This window comes from Streptomyces sp. NBC_01546 (genome assembly GCF_045208355.1).
Classification (GTDB): Bacteria; Actinomycetota; Actinomycetes; order Streptomycetales; family Streptomycetaceae; genus Streptomyces.
This window is the reverse complement of sequence record NZ_CP109379.1, coordinates 6,115,510-6,137,650: the sequence shown is the minus strand read 5'-3', so window position 1 is coordinate 6,137,650 and position 22,141 is coordinate 6,115,510. Positions and strand designations below refer to the sequence as shown.

Sequence of the window (22,141 nt, the reverse complement as noted above, 5' to 3'; positions counted from 1 at the left end):
GTCACACACTCCCCTCGGGCGGCCCGTCCAGGATCTGCATCGGGTCGTCGTACCGCTGGTGGATGTACGGGAGCAGGGCCTGGGCGCTGACCCGCTCGACGACCCTGCCCTTCTGGTCGGTGGTCTTCTCGCCGATGGTGATCTCCACGATCCGGCGGACGGGGAGGTCGGCCACGGGGTCGAACATGGACTCGCGGAGCACCACGTCACCGGTGATGTGCTCCAGCTTGCGGACCTTCTCGTTGCGGGTGCAGTGGACGAGCACCGGGTCGACGTCGAAGCCCGAACCGTCCACGGCGGGCAGGAACTTGAAGTAGAAGTCGGTCTTCTGGGTGGGCTCGGGCAGCGGCAGTTCACGGTCGACCGCCCCGCGCACCTCGACGAAGGCGATGCCGTGCCGGGCGAGGGCGGCCCGTACGACGAGACCCTCTCGCTCGACGGTGACCTCGCCCAGCTTCTTCGGTTCGCCGAAGACCTCGCGGCCGCCGGTCAGGGCGCGCTCGAGGGTCATCGGCATGACCAGCGGGTACCAGCCCTCGACCCCGCCGTGCTGGGCGGCGACGGCCACCGAGCCGGCGCCGAGGGGGTAGCCGGGCAGGTCGACCTTGCTGATGTTGGCCCGTACGAGAGGCCGGTCGGCCGGCTTGAGCGGCGGGGGCAGGACCGCCGCCACCACGTCCGGGTCGCTCTCCCAGACGGCCACCACGCCGGTGGACCAGATGTCGGGGAGCTTGGAACTCTTCTCGCGCGACGCCGCGATCTCGGCCTCGGTCCGCGCTCCGTACCGTACGCGTGCCATGTCTCGCACCACCCTTCTGGGGGTCCCCCCAGCGGTAGCTGGGGGAGGTTCTGTAACACAGTTACACCGCCACCGATGAAGGGTAAAGACCCCTGCACGCACCAGAACTGACACTGTGCCAGTTCCAAAGACTCGACAGATGGGTGGGCCGGATCCATGGCCAGAAGCACGCTGACCCGCGACGAGGTGCTGGACGCCGCGGCTTCCCTGGTCAAGCAGCACGGCCCGGCCGCCCTCACCATGCGCAAACTGGCCGCGGAGCTGGGCACCGCGGTGACCTCCATCTACTGGCACGTCGGCAACCGCGAATCACTGCTCGACGCCCTCGTGCGGCGGACCGTCGAGGAGATGGGCGCGATCCTCCCCGCCGGCCGCACCCCCGCCGACCGGATCCTGTCGGTGGCCCGGACCCTGCGCCGCGAACTGCGCGAGCGCCCGCACCTGATCGCGATGGTCCACGAACGCGGTCTCACCGAGCGGATGTTCCTGCCCGCGCAGCAGGCCCTGGTGCACGAGGTGCACGCCGCTGGACTGCGCGGCGCCCGGGCCGCCGACGCGGTGCGCGCGATCCAGTTCCAGATCGTCGGCTTCCTGCTCGTCGAGCGCAATCGCGAGCGCGCGCCGGCCCAGTCCCCCGCCGAGAGCGAGCTCTGGGACCCGGTCGCCGCCCCCCACGACCCGGCGCTCGCCCGCGCGCTGGCCCGCCCGGCCGACCCGGAACGGCTCTTCCTGCTCTCCGTACGGGCCCTCGTGCAGGCTCTGTTGGCGCCCTCGGCGGCGCCGCGGTAAATCATGTGCGCGCGCCCGCCCGCCGTGGTTGTATCTGCTGCGCGGGGGCGGCTCCGCGACGTGCTTCCTTCTCACCTTCTCTGACACCCGTAGCGCGTCCCCTCTCCGTCCCCGCCCTCATCCCTTTCCGGTTCCGGAGGAATCCCCCCTTTGCCCGAGCTGTCGACCGTCCTGTTGCGCCGTCTGCACACCGTTTACGTCGACCAGGCCGGGCCGCGCCCGGGCGATCCGCCGACAGCCGGGGGCCTGACGGCCCTGGAGGCCGAACTCCTCGACCGGGGACACGCCCTGACGGCCCCGCTGCGGGCCGCGCTCGCCTGGCTGGGCCCCACCGGACTGGCCCAGGCCGGCACCCAGCTGGTCCGCGACATCGACACCCTCCTGGGCGCCGACCGCACCCACATGCCGCTGTTCCGTTCCTTCCCGGCCTCCGTGCCCGACGACACCCACGGGCTCTGGGTCGACCGCGTCCGCACGCTGCTCGCGCAGTGGCCGGACCAGCCGTGCGTACTCTGCGCGACCGCGGGCAGCGTCCACCCCGTCTCCCCGTGCGCCCACCTGGTCTGCCGGACCTGCTGGGACGGCGCCGACTACACGGGCTGCCCGATCTGCCACCGGCGCGTGGATCCGGCCGACCCGTTCCTGCGGCCCGCCGCCATCGGCGAGACGGGCGAGACGGACTCCGCAGGAGACGGGTACGCGGGACCGCTGCGGCTGCTGTCCTTCGGCGCCGACCGGGCGGGCGACTCGGTCACCGCGCTCGGCAGACTGCTCGCGCGCCGCACCCCCCTCTCCCCGCAGGACACCGAGGAGACCCGGGTCCTCCTCGCCCACGCCCCCACCGACCTCGGCTGGCTCCCCGATGCCGTACCCGTACGGGAGACCAAGGCCCTGCTCCTCGGCAGCCTGCTGCGCGAACGCCGCACCCACGCGGCCGTCCGGACCCTGCTGCCCGAGCGGCTCACCACCGCGACCGACGTGCTCCGCCTGCTCGCCGTGTGGTCCGGCGGCGAGGCCGACCTGCTGGAACCGCCGCGGCTGCGGTCGCTGCCCCGGCCGCTGCGCCGCGAACTGCTCGCCGTCCTGGACGCGCTCGACCCGGTCCTGCTCGTCGAGGACGTCCTGCGCCACGCCGACCTGTGGAAGCGCGCCGCCGAGATCCTCCACCCCTTCGAGCAGTACGCCCGCCACCCGCGTGCCGCGCTCGCCTTCGCCGTGCTGCGCGGAACCAGCACCGGCACGGGCACCGCCCTCGTCACCGCCCTGCTCGCCACCGCCGCCGCGCACCCGGACGCCGTACGCATCGACGGCGGCCGGATCCGGGCGGCCACCTGGACGGGCCGGGCCGAGGAGGCCCTGCGCGGCGGCGACCCGGACCGCGCCCTCGCCGTCCTGGCCGAGCGGCCCGGCGAACTCGTCCGGCGCCTCGACCACCTGCTGCGGCTGTACGCGGCCGAGGCCCTGCCCCCGCAGGTGGCCGAGGTACTGGAACAGCGGCTCCCGAAGGTGGGCCCGGGGCCGCTGCTGTCCGCGCTCGGGCAGCTGCGGATCCGCCATCTGCCGCGCACACGGCGGGTGTTCTTCCCCCGCGGGCAGGTCACGCACTCCTACACGCGGGCGGAGGACCGGGCCCCGCTCGCCGAGGCCGTGACCCGCTCCGTATGCGCGCTGTTCGAGGCCGAGGTGCTGCGCCGGCTCGCCGCTGCCGACCCGTACGACGTGGCGGTCATCGACTCGCGCCTGGCCCATCTCCACGTCCCGTCCGCAGAGCGGGCCTCGGCGAAGGCCCTGGTCACCGTCCCCAAGGGCAGCTTCCAGGCGCTGCCCGACGGTGAGGTGCTGCGCATGTTCCTGCACTGGATGGAACCGCCGAGGAAGCGGGTGGACCTGGACCTGTCGGTGGTGCTGTTCGACGCGGACTGGAACCGCGTGGGCCACTGCGACTACACGCACCTCGTCTACGGCGACGGCGCCGTGGTCCACTCCGGGGACCTCGTCTCGGCGCCCGCGCCGCACGGCGCCAGCGAGTACGTGGACATCGACCTGGACGCCGTCGCAGACCTGGGCGTGCGCTTCGTCATGCCGGTCGTCTTCAGCTTCAACAACATCCCCTTCGAGCTGCTGCCCGACGCCTTCGCCGGGTTCATGGCCCTGCCGGGACGCACCGGCCGCACCTCCCGCTACGACCCGCGGACCGTCCGCCAGCGGTACGACCTGGTCGGCAACTCGCGGATCCACGTACCGCTCCTCGTCGACCTCGAGCGGCGCGGGTTCCTGTGGACCGACGTCCACCTGCCGAAGGACGAGGGCCACCACAGTGTGCGGACGCACGTCGTCGATCTGGCCCGCGTCGGGCGCGACCTCTTCGAGCACTTCTCCACCGGGCGCACCACCCTGTGGGAGTTGGCGGGCTGGCATGCGGCCGCCCGCTGCCCCGAGGTGACCGTGATGCGCCGCACACCCCGGCCCGCCGACCCCGACGAGTTGTGGACCTTCCGGCGGCGGGTGGACGAGGACACCGCGGCCTTCGCCGCCCGCGTGGTCGGGCTGTGCGACCCGGAGGACCTGGTGCGCTCGGCGGCGGTCGACGCCCTCGCGGGCCGCGCCGCCTCCGGGCGGTCCGCCTTCCTCGCGCTGGTCGACGGCGATGTCGCGCCGTCCCGCGCGAGCGGCTCCGTATACCGCCTGCTGCCGGGGCCCGTTGACGGCTGCGGCCTCGAACAGCTCGCGGCGGGCGACCTCGTCGCCGCCCTGGGCTGAACTCGGGGCCGGCTCGTCCCGGGGAGGGCCTCGAGGCCTTCGGGCCACAGCTGTCAGTCGGGGCCGATATCCTCTGTGACCATGCTCGACGACCGTACGACCGCAGAGACGATGTGGCCGACCGCGTACCCACAGGGGTACGCGGTCGTCGACGTGGAGACCACCGGGCTCGCTCGCGACGACCGGATAGTCTCCGCCGCCGTCTACCGGCTCGACGCGCAGGGCAATGTGGAGGACCACTGGTACACCCTGGTCAACCCGCAACGGGATCCCGGGCCGGTGTGGATCCACGGTCTCACCAGCGACATGCTCTCCGGCGCACCGCTCTTCAAGGACATCGCCGAGGAGTTCGCCGGCCGGCTCGCGGACCGGGTGCTGGTCGCCCACAACGCCATCTTCGACTGGCAGATGATCGCCCGGGAGTACGCGCGGGCCGCCGAGACCGCGCCGGTCCGTCAGCGGCTGTGCACCATCGCCCTGTCGAAGGAGCTGAACCTCCCGCTGCCCAACCACAAGCTGGAGTCGCTCGCCGCGCACTTCGGCGTGGTCCAGCAGCGCGCCCACCACGCGCTCGACGACGCCCGGGTGCTGGCTGAGGCGTTCCGTCCGTCCCTGCACGCGGCCGCGCGGGACGGCGTACGGCTGCCCCTGCTGGAATGCCGGCCGCTGACGGAGTGGTCGGACTCCCCCGCCACCCCGCGGGTGGGCTACCAGGCCTCCTACCGGGGCGGCAGCTGGCGGCCCTCGCGCAAGCGGCCGCCGTGCCCGCACCCGAACCCGGGGCGCTACGAGGACGGCAAGCCGCTGAAGCAGGGCATGCGGATCGCCTTCTCCGGCGACACCTCCGTGGACCGGGAGCTGCTCGAGGACCGCGCGGTCGAGGCGGGTCTGCACATCGCGACGAGCGTGTCGCGGCTCACCAGCCTGCTGGTGACGAACGACCCGGACTCGGCGACCTCGAAGACGGTCAAGGCGAAGTCCTTCGGCACGCCGGTGGTCGACGAGGCCGCCTTCACCCAGCTGCTGCGGGACGTCGCGGCGGCCGAGGACCGCGCCGCCGACCGAGCCGCCGAGCGCCCCGCGGACTGATCCCCGATTGCGCCGGGTGGGTGCCGGCGCGGCGACTCACCCCGGTGGATCTTGTTCCGGTCCGCCGCCGTGCGCAGCATTCGGCGCATGGCACGTTGTGAGGTCTGCGGAAACGATTACGGCATGTCCTTCGAGGTGCACGCGCAGGGCGCCGTGCACGTCTTCGACTGCTTCTCCTGCGCCATTCACCGCATGGCGCCCGTCTGCGAGCACTGCCGGGTCCAGATCATCGGACAGGGCGTCGAGGTCGAGGGGCAGTGGTTCTGCGGGGCGCACTGCGCCCGTGCGGAGGGGAAGGTGGGCATCGTCGACCGCGTCTGACGTCCGCGTCGGCCCCGTACGGCCACCCGGCCGTCCGGGGCCGACCCCGCTGGGGGTACCGTCGTGGGCGTGTACCGCTTTGTGCTGACCCGGCAGTGGGTGTGCCTCACCCTCATCGCCCTCGTCCTCATCCCCGTGATGATCAAGCTGGGGTTCTGGCAGTTCCACCGCCATGAGCACCGGGTCGCGCAGAACCAGCTCATCGACGCGAACCTGCGGGCGGAGCCGGTCCCCATGACCGAGGTCACCTCCCCCGGCCACCGGGTCCCCCGCGCGGACTTCTGGCGGGCGGTCACCGCGACCGGCACGTACGACACCGCGCACGAGGTGGTCGTCCGGATGCGGACCGACAACGACGACAAGGTCGGCTTCCACGTCCTGACCCCGCTCGTCCTCGGCGACGGCCGGGTGGTGCTCGTCAACCGCGGCTGGGTGCCGGGCGGCGACGACCCCCGCGCGTACCCGCCGGTGCCGGCGGCCCCCTCGGGCGAGGTCACGGTCACCGGCCGGCTGAAGGCCGACGAGACCAGCGCCGGCAGCGGCATCAAGGACCGCAAGGGCCTGCCGGACCGCCAGGTGATGCTGATCAACAGCACGCAGCAGGCCGAGTCCCTGGGCAGGCCCGTCCTCGGCGGCTACCTGGAGCTCACCGGCCCGGCCCCGGCCGGCGGCAGCCCCCAGATGGTCGCCGAGCCCGACCACGACTCGATCGGCGCGCACATGGCGTACGCCGTCCAGTGGTGGCTGTTCGCGTCCGCGGTCCCGGTGGGCTGGGTGGTCCTCGTACGGCGCGAGAAGCGCGAGCGCGAGGAGCAGGCGGCCGGATCCGGATCCGGCGCCGAGCGGGAGCCCGCGACGGCGTAGCGTGTCGGCATGGATCTTGGACTGAAGGACCGTGTCTACATCGTCACCGGGGCCACGCGCGGCCTCGGCTTCGCCTCCGCCCGGGAACTGGCCGCCGACGGCGCGAAGGTCCTCCTGACGGGCCGTGACGAGAAGCGGGCGGCCGACGCCGCCGCCTCGCTCGGCCCGAACGCGGCCGGTGTGGCGGCCGACAACTCCGACCCGGCGGCGGCCGGGCGGCTCGTCGCCACCGCGCGCGAGCGCTTCGGACGCCTCGACGGCATCCTCATCAGCGTCGGCGGCCCGGCCCCGGGCCTCGCGGCCGACAACACCGACGAACAGTGGTCGGCCGCCTTCGAGTCGGTCTTCCTGGGCGCGGTCCGCCTCGCCCGGGCGGCCGCCGCCGAGCTGGGCGAGGGCGGGGTCATCGGCTTCGTCCTGTCGGGCTCGGTCCACGAGCCGATCCCCGGCCTGACCATCTCCAACGGCCTGCGCCCGGGCCTGGCCGGCTTCGCGAAGTCCCTCTCGGTGGACCTCGGCCCGCGCGGGATCCGGGTCGTCGGCCTGCTCCCGGCGCGGATCGACACCGACCGGGTGCGGGAGCTCGACGCCCTGTCCGGGGACGCGGAGGCGGCCCGGGCGGGGCACGAGTCCCGCATCCCGCTGCGGCGCTACGGCACCCCGGAGGAGTTCGGCCGCGCGGCGGCGTTCCTGCTCTCCCCGGCGGCCTCGTACCTGACGGGCATCATGCTCCCGGTCGACGGCGGCTCCCGGCACGGCTTCTGACCCGCTGTCCGCCGGCCCAGTGCTGTGGCCGGGAAGGTTTGCCGGGTCGCGTCTCCCCCAGCTACCGCTGGGAGGTGCCCCCAGGTGCGGTGCATCGCAAGGCGGAGGCCCGCGGGTCGTACTGGACGTACTTGCGCGGTCCGACAACGCGGCGAGGTGCCGTGCCGGGCGTCGTGACCCGGTGAACCTTTCCGGTCACAGCACTAGGTGACGCGCTGGGCCCGGTGTGCCGTCACCTTCAGGCGGGCCTCCGTCGGCAGTGCGGCGAGGCCCGCCGAGGTGCGGGCGTGGGTCAGGACCGGGCCCGCGAGGGCGGCCAGGACGTCGGCGGGGACGGCGTGGGGCTCCAGTTCCAGCGCGATGCGCAGTGCGGGCGATCCCCGCCTGCCGCGCAGCGCGACCCGGCAGCGGGCGACCCCGTCCAGGGCCCCGGCCTCCGCCGCCACCGCCTCCTCCAGGGCGCGCCCCCGCAGCAGGGCGAACGCCCCGTCCCCGGTGTCCACGTCCACCGCCTGCAGCCGCGAACGCCTCAGCTGGGACAGCAGCCACCACAGCAACAGCAGCACGCACAGCCCGAGGCCGGCGATCACCGCCCACCTCCACCAGCCGTCGGCATGCCAGTACGTGCGCCGGGTCTCCTCGGTCAGCAGCGGCGCGTGGCGGCCGCCGAACGGCCAGGACGCCGCGAGCACCGAGGCGCCGGCCGCCAGCAGGACCAAGCCCGTCACGGCCAGCAGGATGCGGTTCACCGCCCCGAGCATCCCGTCACCTCCTGACCCGGACGTGCGGGTGGTGCGGCGGGTGTGCGAGGCCGAGTTCCTCGATGCCGACGGCGAGCACCGCGTCGAGGTCGGCCCGTACGTCGTCCAGTTCGCGGAAGTGCGAGGTGGCCCGGACCCCGATGCGGGAGCGGCCCACCTTGACCCGGACCGAGCGCACCCCGGACACCTCCATGGCCCGGTCCCGCAGTACCTGCGCGGCGTCCTTGCGCCCGAGCCCGGCCCGCAGCCCGGTGTCGCCGTCCGGAGTCCGCATGGGCAGGATCCCGCGGAGCCCGGGGGTGAACGCCAGCAGCAGGAGCACCGCCCCGGCGACGGCCAGGGCACCGCCGCCCAGCAGCACGCTCAGGTCGGCCGGGGTGTGCCGGTCCAGCTGCCGGGCGAGCTCGTGGCGCCAGCTCATGCCGGGCCGGTGGGCCCGTACGGCGGCCAGGTCGTACAGGAACAGGCCGGCCACCCCCAGGAGGGCGAGCGCGGTGAGCGCGGCCGGCACGCGCCGGGCGGAGCGCAGCCGGTGGACGCGCGGTTCGTGCGATTCGTGCGGTGCATGCGGTTCGTGCGGGGTCCCGGGGACGGTGTCGGTCACCGCAGCCGCCGGTCCCGCCCGGCAGCGGGCCGGGCGTGCGCGGAGTGCAGGTGCTCGATGTCGATGTCCACCTCGGGTACGGACATCGACGCGCACTCCTCGATCCGGAGGGCGACCTGACGGCGTACGGCCGCGCACTGGGCGGCGATGTCGGAGGGGTAGTCCAGCTCCAGGCTCACCCGTACCCGGGCGATGTCGTGGTGCACGGTGACGGTGGCGTGCGGAGCCGCCGCCCGGGGTGGCGGCGCGACGAGCGCCTCCCGGGCGGCCTGGGCGGCGATCTTGGCGATGACCCGGTCGGCGATGCGGGTGGCCCCCCGGTCGGCGGGAGCCACCCGGGGCGGGAGGGCCTTGGGCGCGACGGCCTTGGGCGGGTTGCTCATCGGCGCCTCACCCGCGCCGGTCGTCGCGGCGCCGGAACAGGTCCCCGGGTTCCAGGTCCCCGTCGAGGAACCGGCCGGCGACGAAGCCGATGGCGCCCAGCGCCGCCACCAGCAGGAAGGCTCCGAAGCCGCCGAAGTATCCGGCGAACGCCAGGGCCATGCCGGCGAACATGCCGGCGACCGCCATGCTCATTGCGTGGCTCCTCTCGGCTAATGGAGCCGGGACTCCGGCTCCTCGTCGGGCTCGTCGGGCAGCTTGACGTCGCTGACCGCGATGTTGACCTCGACGACCTCCAGGCTGGTCATCCGCTCGACCGCCGAGATGACGTTCTCACGGACCGCCCGGGCCACCTCCCTGATCGACACGCCGTAATCGACGATGATCTCCAGATCGAGGGCGGTCTGGACCTCGCCGACCTCCGCCTTGACCCCACGGCTGACGGAGGCCTTCGCGCCGCCCGGGACCCGGTCGCGGACGGCGCCGAAGGTACGGGAGAGCCCGCTGCCGCTGCCCATGGCGTGCACGCCGACCACCTCGCGCGCGGCCAGCCCGGCGATCTTCTCGACCACCCCGTCGGCAATGGTGGTGCGGCCCCGGTCGGCGGCTTCCCTGGAGGAGCCCCCTGATGCGGATTCGGTCATGGAGTGTCCCTTCACGCGTGCGGACTCACTCCTCACCACGTTAGGCGCGTGACCGCGCCGCCGCCCCGGGACTACGCCGGTCGGCCGGAACCGTTCCTCCCCCGGCTACCGCCGGGAGGTGCCCCCAAGGCTCCGCCCCGGCAGCGGCGCCGCAGGTCAGTCCGAGAGACCCGCCAGGTCGCGCAGGCGGCGGGCCTGGGCGGCGCGCTCGGCGGTGCGCTGGTCGTCGTACGGGCGGGACTGCGCGTCGCGCAGCAGGGCCTTGGTCTCGACTACGGCGTCGCGCGGCGGTGCCAGCAGGGCGGTGGTGAGGTCCTGGACCGCGGCGTCGAGCTCGTCGACGGGGACCACGAGGTTGGCGAGGCCCACCCGCTCGGCCTCCTCGGCATGCACGAAGCGGCCCGTGGCGCAGATCTCCAGGGCGCGGGCATAGCCGACCAGGGAGGTGAGGGGCTGGGTGCCGGCCAGGTCGGGGACCAGACCCAGGCTGGTCTCGCGCATGGCGAACTGCACGTCGTCGGCGACCACGCGCAGGTCGCACGCGAGCGCGAGCTGGAAGCCGGCGCCGATCGCGTGCCCCTGCACCGCAGCGACGGAGATGATGTCGTTACGCCGCCACCAGGTGAATGCCTCCTGGTATTCGGCGATCGTGGAGTCGAGCAGTTCGTCCGAACCGCGTGCCAGATCGAGGAAGGACGGCTCGCCCTCGAAACCCTCGGGGGTGAACGCCTGCCGGTCGAGCCCGGCGGAGAAGGACTTGCCCTCGCCGCGCAGCACGACGACCCGGACGGTGCCCGGCAACAACCTTCCGGCCTCCGCCAAAGCCCGCCAGAGCGCGGGGGACTGGGCGTTTCGCTTGGCCGGATTGGTCAGTGTCACCGTGGCGAGCGAGCCGTCGACGGTGAGTCGTACGCCGTCCTTGTCGAGCAGAGTCATCTGTATGCCTCCGGTGTGCAGTCGGCCGCAAAGCCGGCCTAAGTGACTGCACAGTAACCACCCAGTCGACCGGGAGGCCGACCGGGGGTCACCGAAGGAAACGTTGGACCATGTGAAGCCTTTGAAGCCGTGTGAAACGTTCGAGCGTCGGAACCGATGGGACCAGGGTCAGGCCGTAGCCGCTTTCTTGCCCCGCGTCGCGCCACCGCGACCGCGCAGCGAAACCCCGGACTCACTGAGCATCCGGTGGACGAATCCATAGGACCGGCCGGTCTCTTCGGCCAGTGCCCGGATACTCGCACCGGAGTCGTACTTCTTCTTCAGGTCTGCCGCGAGCTTGTCGCGCGCGGCGCCGGTTACCCGGCTGCCCTTCTTCAGAGTCTCGGCCACCCGTGCCTCCTCATGGGAAGTGCGCTCTGGACTTCTCATGATCACCCCTCCCACGCTTCCTGGCCACCCATTCCGCAAGGTCGGTACGGCCGCATTTCCCGAGGGGTGGACACCCGAGCAGAACGGAATCTTCTCTTCCGCTGCATGACCTCCGTCACACTCCGCCGCCCTCATCGGGAATCACCAGGTCAGGGGCGGGAAACGGATAGACGGACGGCCCCGGTCGCGCGCTCTTGGGAGCGCGACCGGGGCCGTCGTACGACGTGCAACGGTACGAGACCGTCTCACTCAGATGATGGATCACCCCTGAGCCGAATGATCCATAAGGAATTGGATCAGCACCGGATCAGCACCGGATCGGCAGGCGACCGGGCGGCCGGGCGGTCAGGCGAGGGCGACCAGGTCCCGGTAGTCCGGGCCCCACAGGTCCTCGACGCCGTCCGGAAGCAGGATGATCCGCTCCGGCTCCAGCGCCTCGACGGCGCCCTCGTCGTGCGTGACGAGGATGACCGCACCCTTGTACGTGCGCAGGGCGCCCAGGATCTCCTCGCGGCTGGCGGGGTCGAGGTTGTTCGTGGGCTCGTCGAGCAGCAGCACGTTCGCCGAGGAGACGACCAGCGTGGCCAGGGCCAGACGGGTCTTCTCGCCGCCGGAGAGCACCCCGGCGGGCTTGTCCACGTCGTCCCCGGAGAAGAGGAAGGAGCCGAGCGTCTTGCGGACGGCGACCAGGTCCAGGTCGGGCGCGGAGGACCGCATGTTCTCCAGGACCGTGCGCTCCGGGTCCAGGGTCTCGTGCTCCTGGGCGTAGTAGCCGAGCTTGAGGCCGTGACCGGGAACGACCGTGCCGGTGTCCGGCTTCTCCGTGCCCGACAGCAGGCGCAGGAGGGTGGTCTTGCCGGCGCCGTTGAGGCCGAGGATGACGACGCGGGAGCCCTTGTCGATGGCCAGGTCGACGTCGGTGAAGATCTCCAGCGAGCCGTACGACTTCGAGAGGCCCTCGGCGGTCAGCGGGGTCTTGCCGCAGGGCGCCGGGTCCGGGAAGCGCAGCTTGGCGACCTTGTCGGAGACGCGGACGGCCTCCAGGCCGGCGAGCAGCCGGTCGGCGCGCTTGGCCATGTTCTGCGCGGCGACGGTCTTGGTGGCCTTGGCGCGCATCTTGTCGGCCTGCGAGTTCAGGGCCGCGGCCTTCTTCTCCGCGTTCTGGCGCTCGCGCTTGCGGCGCTTCTCGTCGGCCTCGCGCTGCTGCTGGTAGAGCTTCCAGCCCATGTTGTAGACGTCGATCTGGGAGCGGTTGGCGTCCAGGTAGAAGACCTTGTTGACGACGGTCTCGACCAGGTCGACATCGTGGGAGATCACGACGAAGCCGCCGCGGTAGTTCTTCAGGTAGTCCCGCAGCCAGACGATCGAGTCGGCGTCGAGGTGGTTGGTGGGCTCGTCGAGGAGCAGGGTGTCGGCGTCCGAGAAGAGGATCCGGGCGAGCTCGACACGGCGTCGCTGACCGCCGGAGAGGGTGTGCAGCGGCTGGCCGAGGACCCGGTCGGGCAGCCCGAGGGCGGCCGAGATGGTCGCGGCCTCGGACTCGGCGGCGTACCCGCCCTTGGTGAGGAACTCGGTCTCCTGGCGCTCGTACTGGCGCAGCGCCTTCTCACGGGTGGCGCCGGCGCCGCTGGAGATGCGCTCCTCGTTCATCCTCATCTTCTTGAGCAGGACGTCGAGGCCGCGCGCGGACAGGATCCGGTCGCTGGCCAGCACGTCGAGGTCGCCGGTGCGCGGGTCCTGCGGGAGGTAGCCGACCTCGCCAGAGCGGGTGATGGAGCCGGCGGCGGGCTGACCCTCGCCCGCGAGGCACTTGGTGAGGGTGGTCTTGCCGGCTCCGTTGCGGCCGACCAGGCCGATGCGGTCGCCCTTGGCGATGCGGAAGGAGGCGGACTCGATGAGGACGCGGGCGCCGGCGCGCAGCTCGACGCCGGTGGCGGTGATCACGGAAATACTCCAGGGCGGTGGGGACGGCGGAAGGGGGGCAGGACGCGATGCTTCGACGCCGCTAATCCGCGAGGAGATTTGCCATGAGAGACATTCTACCGGGGGTGCGCAACTACTTTCCGGGCCGGTGGACGCCCCGGGCGCCCTCTTCCGTGTCCCCCGTTCGGCTCATGGGCCGCACCGGCGGGCCGGGGCGCGTATCAGGATGAATGGGTTGATACTCGCCGCAGGTGGCCACGCGGCCCCCTGGCTGCACGGATGGAGGGCGGTGCGGGATGCAGTTCGACGATGACGCCGATCTGGACACCTCCGAGGTCAAGGACGTGCGCGGCAGCCGCGTCCCGGGCGGGAGGGCCACGATCGGCGGCGGCATCGTCGGACTGATCGCGCTGGTCCTGGGCCTCCTGTTCGGTGTGGGACCCGAGCAGCTGGGGCTCTCCTCCGGGGACCAGGAGCCGGCGCCCGCCTCGTCCTCCGTGAGCCAGGTGGAGCAGACCTGCAAGAAGGGGCGGGACGCGAACGCCCGGGAGGACTGCCGGCTGGTCGCGGTGGTCAACAGCACCCAGGACTTCTGGAGGCAGGAGTTCACCAGGCGGGGCGGCACCTACGCCCCGGCGTCGACGATCTTCTTCAGCGGCCGGGTGAACACCGCCTGCGGGGCGGCCACCTCGGCGGTCGGCCCCTTCTACTGCCCCACCGACCGGCGGGTCTACCTGGACCTGGGGTTCTTCGACGACCTGCGGACGAAGTTCGGCGCGAGCGGCGGCCCCTTCGCCCAGGCGTACGTCGTCGCCCACGAGTACGGGCACCACATCCAGAACCTGACCGGAACGCTCCAGCGGGCCCAGGACGGGCAGCAGGGCGCGAACAGCAACGCCGTCAAGGTCGAGCTCCAGGCGGACTGCTACGCCGGGGTGTGGGCGCACAACGCGACGAAGGTCCCGGACGAGTCCACCGGCCGGCCGCTGATCACCAGCCTGACCGACCAGGACATCAGGGACGGCCTGGACGCGGCGGCCGCGGTCGGCGACGACCGGATCCAGGAGAAGTTCCAGGGCCGGGTGACCCCCGAGAGCTGGACGCACGGGTCGGCCGAGCAGCGCCAGCAGTGGTTCTACCAGGGTTACCACACCGGTGACATGGCCCAGTGCAACACCTTCCGCTGACTGTCAGCGGCGCCTGCCATGCTGTGACGTGGGTCACCGTCAAGAGAGGGAGTGATCGTCATGGCAGGCGTTCCGTCCATCTGTCCCACGCTGGTCTACCGCGACGCCAAGGCGGCCATCAAGCTGCTGACCGAGGCCTTCGGCTTCAGCCAGGTCGCGGTGTACGAGGGTGAGAACGGCTCGGTGGTGCATGCGGAGCTGGCCTACGGCAACGGCGTGGTGATGCTGGGCAGCAAGGGCACCGGCGGGGTCTTCGACAAGGCCATGGGGGACGCGGGGCCCTCGGGGGTCTATGTCGTGGTCGACGATGTGGACGCCCACCACCGGCGGGCCGCCGAGCACGGTGCGGAGATCCTGATGGAGCCCACCGACCAGGACTACGGCTCCCGCGACTACATGGCCCGGGACGGCGAGGGCAACATCTGGAGCTTCGGGACGTACGCGCCGCAGGTCTGAGACCCGCGGCGGGTACGTCCCCGCCTTCGCCGCCTTCGCTCCTACGGGGCTACGCGCCGCCGGTGTGGACCTGGAAGGCGGCCCGGCGGACCGCCTTGGCCAGGGCCGGGTCGGGGTGGGCCGCCGCCAGCGCGACCAGCACCTGCACGGTGCGCGGGTGGCCGACCGCGCGGACCTCGTCCAGCAGCCTCGGGACGGTGGTCCTGACGGCCGAGTCGAGGTGGCGGGCCAGCAGGTCGGCTTCGCCGTGGTCGGCGATGGCGGCCGCGGTGTCCACCCAGAGCCAGGTCGACTCCTCGGCGGTGAGGACGTCCTGCGCCTCGTCGGGGTCGACCCCGTCGTGCTCGGCGAGCCAGAGCAGGGCGTAGGGGCGCAGGGCGGGCTCGCGAACGGCGGCGCGCACCTCGGGTTCGGCGGGGGCGCCGACGACGCGCAGCGCCTCGAAGGCGAGGCCGCGCAGCAGGGCGTCCTCGCCGCGGGCGGCGAGCAGGAGCTCACTGACGGCGTGGCGGACGGGCCGGGCGGCGAGCCAGGCCTGGTACTCGGCGCGGGCCGGGCCCGGGGTGAGCCGGGCGCAGCCGTGCAGCATGGCGGCGGCGGACTGCTCGATGTTCCCGGCGGGGCTCTGCGCGGCCACGCAGATCTGCTCCAGCTTGACCCAGACCGCCCAGCTGCCGAGCGGGGTGAGCGCGGCCCGTGCGGGGCCGAGGGTGACGGCGTCCACGGCGGCGAGTCCGCCGAGCGCCCAGCGCAGCAGCCGGGCGAGCGGGACGGGCGGTGCGGGGGCGGCCGCCGGCTCGGCGTCCGGCTGGTCGGGCGCCGCCTGCGACAGGGCGTCGTAGGGGACCTCGCAGCGCTCGTCGCGCAGTTCGGTGACGCGCTGCCCGAGCAGGTCGAGGAGGTCGGGGACGGTCACCGGCCCGGCGGAGAGCTGGAGCAGGGACAGCAGCTGGGGCATCGCCTCGACGACCTCGGCGACGGCCGCGGGGGCGATGTCGGCGGGGGCGGGGTGCACGAGGGACCAGGCGTCGAAGAGGGCGACCCAGCCGCGCAGTACGGCGGTGTCGTCGCGGTCCCAGGCGCGCAGGCGCCAGCCGGGCCGGGCGTGGCCTCCGTGCACCTCGACCAGGCCGGCGAGCCGGGCGCGGTCCCAGCCGACCCTGATCTGGCCGTGCGTCAGGTTCAGTTCCCCGGCGGCGCGTTCGACGTCGGCGGCGGGCAGGGCGCCCGTGGGGGCGGGCCGGCCCCCGTCGCCCGCACCGAGGTTGAGTTCGGCCCAGCGGGTCAGTCGTACGGCGTCGGCGAGCGAGGCACGGGCCCGGTTCGCGAGGTCGGCCGTGGCGGGGGTGCCCGCCGGGGGCCTCGGGGCGGGCCGGGTACGTCGGTCCGTCACCGCCTTGCGGGCCGTACTAACGGACCTCGGGTAGACGAGTCGGAGTCTGGAGTCGCGAGCCAACTGCTCATCAGGCTTTCGGGACGTCACGGAAGCAGTCTCGCCCGTCACTGGCCGAAAGCCCAAACGGAACCAGCCGTTTCCAAGGCCGGCCCGAGGTCCAGACCGGGGCAAGTCACCCACAGGGCTCTCGCCGCCACATCCCCTTCACAAGAAAGTGCACGTGAGAACGCACTCGAGCACTCACGCGAGCACTCAGACGAGTGTTCACACACGTTCACACGCGTTCACATGAGGGGGGTGAGGAAGCGCCGCAGGGCCTCCTCGTATCCGTCCGGGTCGGCGTTCCACATCGCGCCGTGGCCGGCCTGACGCACGGGGTGCAGGGTGACGAGGTCGGGGCGTGCGGCGGCGAGCCGCCGCGAGGGCTCCCAGGGCGCGAGGGTGTCGTCCGGGCCGTGGAAGATCAGTACGGGGAGGCGCAGCGTGCCCGGGTCCGCCAGGGGCGCCTGGCGGTCGGCGCGCAGTCCCGCGCGGCTCTCGGCGGCCCGGACCGCGAGCGGGAGCACCGGGGCCGGGGTGTGGCGGGCCGCGGCGAGCGCGCGCAGGGTGGTGTGCCAGTCGAATACGGGAGAGTCCAGCACCAGCCCGGCGATCCGGCCGGCCAGCGCCGAGCGCTCGGCGGCGCGCAGGGCCATGGTGGCGCCGGTGGACCAGCCGTGCAGGATCACGCGGCGGGCGCCGTAGCGCAGGGCGTAGCGGATGGCGGCGTCCAGGTCCCGCCACTCCGATTCGCCGAGGTGGCCGAGGCCGTCCGGGGAGGCGGGGGCACCGAGGTCGCCGCGGTAGGCCAGGTCCAGGACGGGCAGCCGGTGCCGGTGCAGGAAGGGCATGACCACCATCGGGTGCTCGCGGCCGGCGCCGAGCCCGTGCACGGTGATGACCCAGGTGTCGCGGGCCTCGGGCACGAACCAGGCGGGCAGGGCGCCGAGCTCCCCGGGGACGTCGACGTCGGCGTGGTCGAGCCCGAGGGCGGTGCGCGGGTTCCCGAGGTGGACCTGGGGGGTCAGGGTGACTCGGGTGCCGGGGTCGAGGCTGCCGTGGGTGACGGCGAGGAGCCGGCGTACGACGGTGTCCGGGCCGTGCTCGGCGTCGGGGAGCACGGGGCCGATCACGGCGTGCACCCCGGGGGCGTCGAGTCCGTACGTACCGGGGCGCAGGGAGCCGAGCGAGCGGGTCAGCACGACCCGGTCGGCGGCGGTGGAGTGGACGCTCAGGCGCGGACTGCCGGGCAGCGGGCGCCCGGGCTGGGGCCGCAGGGCCACGTCGGCGGCGTACCGGCCGGCCGCGACAGCGGCCACGGCGGTGCCCAGGAGGGTGGTGGTGACGGCCGCTGCCGTCGCTGTCGCGGTACGCACTGCTCCAGTGTCGAGGCGCGGGCTTCGGCGGGCCACCGGAGGCGATCGTTCCGACGGTCGCCGCGGGCGAGGTGATCTAGCTCTCTTTCGATGCCCCGGAGGGGGCGGCCGATCAGCCAGAGGTCACTCGCGGAGGGGTTCGTTCACCCTGCTTTGACGTGCATTTATCTGGATAGCTACGACAGAATCGGGACGAATGACCTGATCGCACCCCAGGTGGAGACACCATTAAGCCCGCATCAGTTCACCTTCCGTTCATCCAGGTTGCCTACGGTCGCCGAGCCACTGACGTCAAACAGAAGCCTGGGTAAATGGAGCACATAACGCTTCTCCTCGGGATCGTGATCATCACCGCTCTCGTGTTCGACTTCACGAACGGTTTCCACGACACAGCCAACGCGATGGCTACCACCATCTCGACTGGCGCCCTCAAGCCCAAGACGGCGGTGGCCATGTCCGCCGTGCTCAACCTCGTCGGCGCGTTCATGTCCGTGGAGGTCGCCAAGACGATCTCCAAGGGCCTGGTCAACGAGGAGGGCATCCAGCCAGAAGTGATCTTCGCCGCCCTGGTCGGCGCGATCCTCTGGAACCTCGTCACCTGGCTGGTCGGCCTTCCCTCCAGCTCCTCCCACGCCCTGATGGGCGGCCTGATCGGTGCCGCGGTCGCCTCGGCCGGCATGGGCGCCGTCAACGGCAGCGTCGTCGTCACCAAGGTGCTGATCCCCGCGATCGCCGCGCCCCTCGTGGCCGGTCTGGCCGCGATGCTCGCCGCCAAGGTCACGTACAAGCTGGGCAACAAGGTCGGCGAGAAGACCTCCGCCAAGGGCTACCGCGCCGGTCAGATCGCCTCGGCCAGCCTCGTCTCCCTCGCGCACGGCACCAACGACGCGCAGAAGACGATGGGCATCATCACTCTGGCACTCGTCGCCGGAGGCGCGCTCGCGCCCGGCTCGAACCCGCCGGTCTGGGTCATCGTCTCCGCCGGTATGGCCATCGCGATGGGCACCTACCTGGGCGGCTGGCGCATCATCCGCACCATGGGCAAGGGCCTGACCGACCTGCAGCCGCAGCAGGGCTTCGCCGCCCAGACCTCGGCCGCCAGCGTCATCCTGGCCTCCTCCTCCCTCGGCTTCTCCCTCTCCACCACCCACGCGTGCTCCGGCGCGGTCATGGGTGCGGGCCTGGGACGCAAGGGCGGCGTGGTCCGCTGGTCCACCGCCACCCGCATGTTCATCGCCTGGGGCCTGACCCTGCCGGCCGCCGCCCTCGTCGCCTCCGGTGCCGAGCTGGTCATGCGCACCGGTGACGTCGGCGTCGCCGTCGTCGCGGTGTTCCTGGTCGCCTCCTGCACCGCGATCTGGTTCATCTCGCGCCGCCAGGTCGTCGACCACCACAACGTCAACGAGGTGGAGCCGGCCGGCGCCGAGGAGCCGGGTGTCGTCACCACGGCCATGGCCGCCGTCACCGTCCCGCCGACCGCCGCCGCGGCCGGTACGACCGCCGCCGTGACCGACGAGGACCTCAAGGCCACCATCCCGGCCGCGACCGCGACGCCTGCGGCTCCGGCCGCGGCGGTCTGACCCCGAGAACGACAGAGGAATCAGCGGTATGAAGATCGACTGGGAAGCACTCGGCTCCGTGTTCGGGGTCAGCCTCTCCGCCACCGTCGCCCTCGTGGCCCTCTTCACCCTGGGCCTGGTGGGCCTGTCCAAGCACGAGACCGCCACCGAGCAGGGCGGCACCGCCACCCTGGCCCGCAGCGGCGCGTACGCCTGCTTCGCGCTCGTCGCGGCCGCCGTGGGCTACGGGATCTACCTGATCGTCGCCTGACACGCACGTCACGCGTGAACGCTCCCTCCGGGTTTCCCCGGGGGGAGCTTTCGCATGCCCCGCCACACGTCCCGCCACACGCCCCACCGCAGCCCCGTCGCAGGTCAACGGCGAGTTGACGGGCGTTCGCGGTGCGTGGTGGACTGCGCGAGCCAATACGGCGGCATGGAGAGGAAGTCCGGTGCGAATCCGGCGCGGTCCCGCCACTGTCACCGGGGCACTCGACCGAGTGCGACCCGGGAGCCAGGAACTCTCGCCGCCGGACACGTCGAACCAGGGCGCGGACCCTGAGTGAGGACATACCTGCCACCATGCGTGCCGATCGCGTCTTCGCGTACGGCGTCACGGCGGGGCTGATCGGCGACCGGATCCTGGGGGATCCGCGCCGTGGGCACCCCGTGGCCGCCTTCGGACGAGCCGCCGCCGCCGTCGAGCGCGCCCTGTGGCGCGACGACCGCGCCCGGGGCCTCTTGCACACCCTGGTGTGCGCCGGGGGCGCGGCCGCCGTCGGTGCGCTGGGCGCCCGCGCCGTGCGCTCCCGGCCCGCGGCCGCCCGTATCGCCCTGACCGCCGCCGCCACGTGGGCCGTCGTGGGCGGCACCTCGCTGGGCCGGGAGGCCCGCGCCATCGGCGGCGCGCTCGCCGCCGGGGACGCCGAGGTGGCCCGCGAGCGGCTGCCGCACCTGTGCGGGCGCGACCCGCAAGCCCTGGACGAGCAGCAGATGGCCCGCGCCGTCGTGGAGTCGGTCGCGGAGAACACCTCCGACGCGGTGGTCGGGGCCCTGGTGTGGGGCGCCGTCGCCGGAGTCCCCGGGCTGCTGGCCTTCCGCGCCGTGAACACCCTGGACGCGATGGTCGGCCACAAGTCCCCCCGCTACCTGCGCTACGGCTGGGCGTCCGCCCGGCTCGACGATTTGGCGGGCTGGCCGGGCGCCCGGCTGACCGCGCTGGCCGCCGTACTGGCCGGACCCGACCGGCGGGGAGCCGTACGGGCCTGGCGCGCGGACGCCGCCGCGCACCCGAGCCCGAACGCCGGGCCCGTGGAGGCCTCCTTCGCGGGGGCGCTCGGCGTACGGCTGGGGGGCACCCTGGCGTACGGGGGGCGGGTCGAGCACCGGGCGGTGCTCAACGGCGGGACGGGGCGGCCGGTGGAGGTCGCGGACATCGAGCGGGCGGTACGGCTGTCGCGGCAGGTGACCTGGCTGGCGCTGGGGGCCTGTGTGGCGGCCCGGATGCTGGTCTCGCGCACATCACGGAGGGGGCGCGCATGAGCGGCGCGAAGCGCGGCGGCGGACTGCTGGTCGCCGGAACCACGTCGGACGCGGGCAAGAGCGTGGTCACGGCGGGCATCTGCCGCTGGCTGGCCCGCCAGGGCGTCAAGGTGGCGCCCTTCAAGGCGCAGAACATGTCGCTGAACTCCTTCGTCACCCGGGAGGGCGCCGAGATCGGCCGCGCCCAGGCGATGCAGGCCCAGGCGGCCGGCGTGGAGCCGACCGCGCTGATGAACCCGGTCCTGCTCAAGCCGGGCAGCGACCGCAGCAGCCAGGTGGTGCTGCTGGGCAAGCCGGTGGGCGAGATGAGCGCCCGCGGCTACCACGGGGGCAGGCAGGAGCAGTTGCTCGGCATCGTCACGGACTGTCTGGAGCAGCTGCGGGGCACGTATGACGCCGTGATCTGCGAGGGGGCGGGGAGTCCGGCCGAGATCAACCTGCGCCGGACCGACATCGTGAACATGGGCATCGCGCGGGCCGCGCGGTTCCCGGTGGTCGTGGTCGGGGACATCGACCGGGGCGGGGTCTTCGCGTCCTTCTTCGGTACGACGGCTCTGCTGTCGGCGGAGGACCAGTCGCTGATCGCCGGATATCTGGTCAACAAGTTCCGCGGTGACGTCTCGCTGCTGGAGCCGGGCATGGAGATGCTGCGTGGCCTGACCGGGCGGGCCACGTACGGGGTCCTGCCCTTCCAGCACGGGCTGGGCATCGACGAGGAGGACGGGCTCCGGGTCTCCCTGCGGGGCGCGGTGCGCGAATCGGTGGTCGCCCCTCCGGTGGGCGAGGACGTGCTGCGGGTCGCCGTGTGCGCGGTGCCGCTCATGTCGAACTTCACGGACGTCGACGCGCTCGCGGCGGAGCCGGGGGTGGTCGTGCGGTTCGTGGACCGGGCCGAGGAGCTGGCCGACGCGGACCTGGTCGTCGTGCCGGGGACGCGCGGGACGGTGAAGGCCCTCGCCTGGCTGCGCGAGCGCGGGCTGGCGGACGCCCTGCTGCGGCGGGCTGCCGAGGGGCGGCCGGTGCTCGGGATCTGCGGTGGTTTCCAGGTGCTCGGCGAGCACATCGAGGACGAGGTCGAATCGCGGGCGGGTGCGGTGGACGGGCTCGGGCTGCTGCCCGTGCGCATCCGCTTCGAGCGGGAGAAGACCCTGGCGCGGCCGGTGGGTTCGGCGCTCGGGGAGCCGGTCGAGGGGTACGAGATCCACCACGGCGTGGCCGAGGTGCTGGGCGGGACGCCCTTCCTGGACGGGTGCCGGGTCGGGTCGGTGTGGGGGACGCACTGGCACGGCTCGCTGGAGTCGGACGGCTTCCGCCGGGCGTTCCTGCGGGAGGTGGCCGCGGCGGCCGGGCGGCGGTTCGTCCCGGCGCCGGACACCTCGTTCTCCTCCCTGCGGGAGGAACAGCTCGACCTGCTGGGCGACCTGATCGCGGAGCACGCCGATACGGATGCGCTGCTGCGGCTGATCGAAGGCGGAGCCCCGGCGGCCCTGCCGTTCCTCCCGCCGGGCGCGCCGTGACGGC

23 protein-coding genes and 1 riboswitch are annotated in these 22,141 nt (G+C 73.0%); of the genes, 12 read left to right on the top strand and 11 right to left on the bottom strand.

All coding sequences use genetic code 11. From position 1 onward, the window contains the following. Nucleotide 1: 1 nt before the first annotated feature. On the bottom strand, nt 2-799 hold the full coding sequence (locus OHA89_RS28095; RefSeq protein WP_215139855.1) for an acetoacetate decarboxylase family protein: 798 nt from the start codon (nt 797-799) through the stop codon (nt 2-4). 156 nt (nt 800-955) lie between these two features. On the opposite strand from OHA89_RS28095, the gene OHA89_RS28090 reads away from it, so the two are divergent. From OHA89_RS28090 to OHA89_RS28065, 6 genes are all read left to right on the top strand, one after another. Beyond that, nucleotides 956-1,588, top strand: a complete 633-nt coding sequence (locus tag OHA89_RS28090) for a TetR/AcrR family transcriptional regulator (RefSeq protein WP_215139856.1) — start codon at nt 956-958, stop codon at nt 1,586-1,588. A gap of 150 nt (nt 1,589-1,738) precedes the next feature. Next, complete coding sequence (locus tag OHA89_RS28085; RefSeq protein ID WP_406367381.1) at nt 1,739-4,348, top strand: MXAN_6230/SCO0854 family RING domain-containing protein; 2,610 nt, start codon at nt 1,739-1,741, stop codon at nt 4,346-4,348. A 75-nt stretch (nt 4,349-4,423) separates the two neighbouring features. Further along, nucleotides 4,424-5,437: a DEDDh family exonuclease gene (locus tag OHA89_RS28080; protein WP_406367380.1), complete on the top strand. Its 1,014-nt coding sequence runs from the start codon at nt 4,424-4,426 to the stop codon at nt 5,435-5,437. An 87-nt stretch (nt 5,438-5,524) separates the two neighbouring features. After that, nucleotides 5,525-5,758, top strand: coding sequence for a hypothetical protein (locus tag OHA89_RS28075; protein ID WP_215139859.1), 234 nt, complete (start codon nt 5,525-5,527; stop codon nt 5,756-5,758). Nucleotides 5,759-5,827: 69 nt separating this feature from the next. Then, a complete protein-coding gene (locus OHA89_RS28070; protein WP_406367379.1) occupies nt 5,828-6,622 on the top strand; it encodes an SURF1 family protein in 795 nt (264 codons plus the stop codon). Between the two features lie 9 nt (nt 6,623-6,631). Next, nucleotides 6,632-7,387: an SDR family oxidoreductase gene (locus tag OHA89_RS28065; RefSeq protein WP_266610460.1), complete on the top strand. Its 756-nt coding sequence runs from the start codon at nt 6,632-6,634 to the stop codon at nt 7,385-7,387. A 203-nt stretch (nt 7,388-7,590) separates the two neighbouring features. Here the strand turns inward: OHA89_RS28065 and amaP are convergent, their stop codons facing one another. The 8 genes from amaP to OHA89_RS28025 form a co-directional block, all read right to left on the bottom strand. Further along, nucleotides 7,591-8,148, bottom strand: a complete 558-nt coding sequence (amaP, locus tag OHA89_RS28060; RefSeq protein WP_406367377.1) for an alkaline shock response membrane anchor protein AmaP — start codon at nt 8,146-8,148, stop codon at nt 7,591-7,593. 4 nt (nt 8,149-8,152) lie between these two features. Further along, complete coding sequence (locus OHA89_RS28055) at nt 8,153-8,752, bottom strand: DUF6286 domain-containing protein (protein WP_266610458.1); 600 nt, start codon at nt 8,750-8,752, stop codon at nt 8,153-8,155. Next, the gene (locus tag OHA89_RS28050) at nt 8,749-9,135 is read right to left on the bottom strand and encodes a hypothetical protein (RefSeq protein WP_266610457.1); all 387 of its coding nucleotides are present in this window, start codon (nt 9,133-9,135) and stop codon (nt 8,749-8,751) included. The genes OHA89_RS28055 and OHA89_RS28050 overlap by 4 nt, the downstream gene beginning before the upstream one ends. A 7-nt stretch (nt 9,136-9,142) precedes the next feature. Next, complete coding sequence (locus tag OHA89_RS28045) at nt 9,143-9,328, bottom strand: hypothetical protein (protein ID WP_215139865.1); 186 nt, start codon at nt 9,326-9,328, stop codon at nt 9,143-9,145. Nucleotides 9,329-9,345: 17 nt separating this feature from the next. Further along, nucleotides 9,346-9,777, bottom strand: coding sequence for an Asp23/Gls24 family envelope stress response protein (locus OHA89_RS28040; RefSeq protein WP_266610456.1), 432 nt, complete (start codon nt 9,775-9,777; stop codon nt 9,346-9,348). Between the two features lie 156 nt (nt 9,778-9,933). Next, nucleotides 9,934-10,713, bottom strand: a complete 780-nt coding sequence (locus OHA89_RS28035) for an enoyl-CoA hydratase/isomerase family protein (RefSeq protein WP_266610454.1) — start codon at nt 10,711-10,713, stop codon at nt 9,934-9,936. A 168-nt stretch (nt 10,714-10,881) separates the two neighbouring features. Then, nucleotides 10,882-11,103, bottom strand: coding sequence for a helix-turn-helix domain-containing protein (locus OHA89_RS28030; protein WP_030010789.1), 222 nt, complete (start codon nt 11,101-11,103; stop codon nt 10,882-10,884). Between the two features lie 384 nt (nt 11,104-11,487). Continuing rightward, the gene (locus tag OHA89_RS28025) at nt 11,488-13,086 is read right to left on the bottom strand and encodes an ABC-F family ATP-binding cassette domain-containing protein (protein WP_215139868.1); all 1,599 of its coding nucleotides are present in this window, start codon (nt 13,084-13,086) and stop codon (nt 11,488-11,490) included. A 275-nt stretch (nt 13,087-13,361) separates the two neighbouring features. Between OHA89_RS28025 and OHA89_RS28020 the strand changes: the two genes are divergently transcribed. Further along, on the top strand, nt 13,362-14,252 hold the full coding sequence (locus tag OHA89_RS28020) for a neutral zinc metallopeptidase (RefSeq protein ID WP_406367375.1): 891 nt from the start codon (nt 13,362-13,364) through the stop codon (nt 14,250-14,252). Between the two features lie 60 nt (nt 14,253-14,312). Then, nucleotides 14,313-14,708, top strand: a complete 396-nt coding sequence (locus tag OHA89_RS28015; RefSeq protein ID WP_215139870.1) for a VOC family protein — start codon at nt 14,313-14,315, stop codon at nt 14,706-14,708. Between the two features lie 49 nt (nt 14,709-14,757). Here the strand turns inward: OHA89_RS28015 and OHA89_RS28010 are convergent, their stop codons facing one another. Then, nucleotides 14,758-16,191, bottom strand: coding sequence for a hypothetical protein (locus OHA89_RS28010; RefSeq protein ID WP_406367374.1), 1,434 nt, complete (start codon nt 16,189-16,191; stop codon nt 14,758-14,760). 197 nt (nt 16,192-16,388) lie between these two features. Then, nucleotides 16,389-17,519 carry a S9 family peptidase gene (locus tag OHA89_RS28005; protein WP_266610450.1) on the bottom strand — a complete coding sequence of 377 codons (1,131 nt, stop codon included), beginning with the start codon at nt 17,517-17,519 and terminating at the stop codon, nt 16,389-16,391. A gap of 311 nt (nt 17,520-17,830) precedes the next feature. Here OHA89_RS28005 and OHA89_RS28000 point away from each other — a divergent pair, with 311 nt between their 5' ends. The 4 genes from OHA89_RS28000 (at nt 17,831) to OHA89_RS27985 (ending at nt 22,137) form a co-directional block, all read left to right on the top strand. After that, on the top strand, nt 17,831-19,099 hold the full coding sequence (locus OHA89_RS28000; protein ID WP_257556889.1) for an inorganic phosphate transporter: 1,269 nt from the start codon (nt 17,831-17,833) through the stop codon (nt 19,097-19,099). A gap of 28 nt (nt 19,100-19,127) precedes the next feature. Beyond that, on the top strand, nt 19,128-19,349 hold the full coding sequence (locus tag OHA89_RS27995; protein WP_215139874.1) for a hypothetical protein: 222 nt from the start codon (nt 19,128-19,130) through the stop codon (nt 19,347-19,349). A gap of 130 nt (nt 19,350-19,479) precedes the next feature. Then, a riboswitch (cobalamin riboswitch) is annotated at nt 19,480-19,623 on the top strand. 37 nt (nt 19,624-19,660) lie between these two features. After that, entirely contained in the window at nt 19,661-20,620 is a 960-nt protein-coding gene (locus tag OHA89_RS27990; protein WP_406367371.1) for a cobalamin biosynthesis protein, read from the top strand. After that, entirely contained in the window at nt 20,617-22,137 is a 1,521-nt protein-coding gene (locus OHA89_RS27985; protein ID WP_406367369.1) for a cobyric acid synthase, read from the top strand. Before OHA89_RS27990 ends, OHA89_RS27985 begins: the two co-directional genes overlap by 4 nt. The last annotated feature ends 4 nt before the right edge of the window (nt 22,138-22,141 follow it).

Excerpts from the sequence above, each read along its gene's own strand:
- OHA89_RS28015 (WP_215139870.1), top strand. The coding sequence starts at position 14,313 with ATGGCAGGCGTTCCGTCCATCTGTCCCACGCTGGTCTACCGCGACGCC.
- OHA89_RS28045 (WP_215139865.1), bottom strand. The coding sequence starts at position 9,328 with ATGAGCATGGCGGTCGCCGGCATGTTCGCCGGCATGGCCCTGGCGTTC.
- OHA89_RS27995 (WP_215139874.1), top strand. The coding sequence starts at position 19,128 with ATGAAGATCGACTGGGAAGCACTCGGCTCCGTGTTCGGGGTCAGCCTC.
- OHA89_RS27985 (WP_406367369.1), top strand. The coding sequence starts at position 20,617 with ATGAGCGGCGCGAAGCGCGGCGGCGGACTGCTGGTCGCCGGAACCACG.
- OHA89_RS28065 (WP_266610460.1), top strand. The coding sequence starts at position 6,632 with ATGGATCTTGGACTGAAGGACCGTGTCTACATCGTCACCGGGGCCACG.
- OHA89_RS28040 (WP_266610456.1), bottom strand. The coding sequence starts at position 9,777 with ATGACCGAATCCGCATCAGGGGGCTCCTCCAGGGAAGCCGCCGACCGG.
- OHA89_RS27990 (WP_406367371.1), top strand. The coding sequence starts at position 19,661 with ATGCGTGCCGATCGCGTCTTCGCGTACGGCGTCACGGCGGGGCTGATC.
- amaP (WP_406367377.1), bottom strand. The coding sequence starts at position 8,148 with ATGCTCGGGGCGGTGAACCGCATCCTGCTGGCCGTGACGGGCTTGGTC.
- OHA89_RS28035 (WP_266610454.1), bottom strand. The coding sequence starts at position 10,713 with ATGACTCTGCTCGACAAGGACGGCGTACGACTCACCGTCGACGGCTCG.
- OHA89_RS28000 (WP_257556889.1), top strand. The coding sequence starts at position 17,831 with ATGGAGCACATAACGCTTCTCCTCGGGATCGTGATCATCACCGCTCTC.
- OHA89_RS28095 (WP_215139855.1), bottom strand. The coding sequence starts at position 799 with ATGGCACGCGTACGGTACGGAGCGCGGACCGAGGCCGAGATCGCGGCG.
- OHA89_RS28050 (WP_266610457.1), bottom strand. The coding sequence starts at position 9,135 with ATGAGCAACCCGCCCAAGGCCGTCGCGCCCAAGGCCCTCCCGCCCCGG.
- OHA89_RS28020 (WP_406367375.1), top strand. The coding sequence starts at position 13,362 with ATGCAGTTCGACGATGACGCCGATCTGGACACCTCCGAGGTCAAGGAC.
- OHA89_RS28090 (WP_215139856.1), top strand. The coding sequence starts at position 956 with ATGGCCAGAAGCACGCTGACCCGCGACGAGGTGCTGGACGCCGCGGCT.
- OHA89_RS28075 (WP_215139859.1), top strand. The coding sequence starts at position 5,525 with ATGGCACGTTGTGAGGTCTGCGGAAACGATTACGGCATGTCCTTCGAG.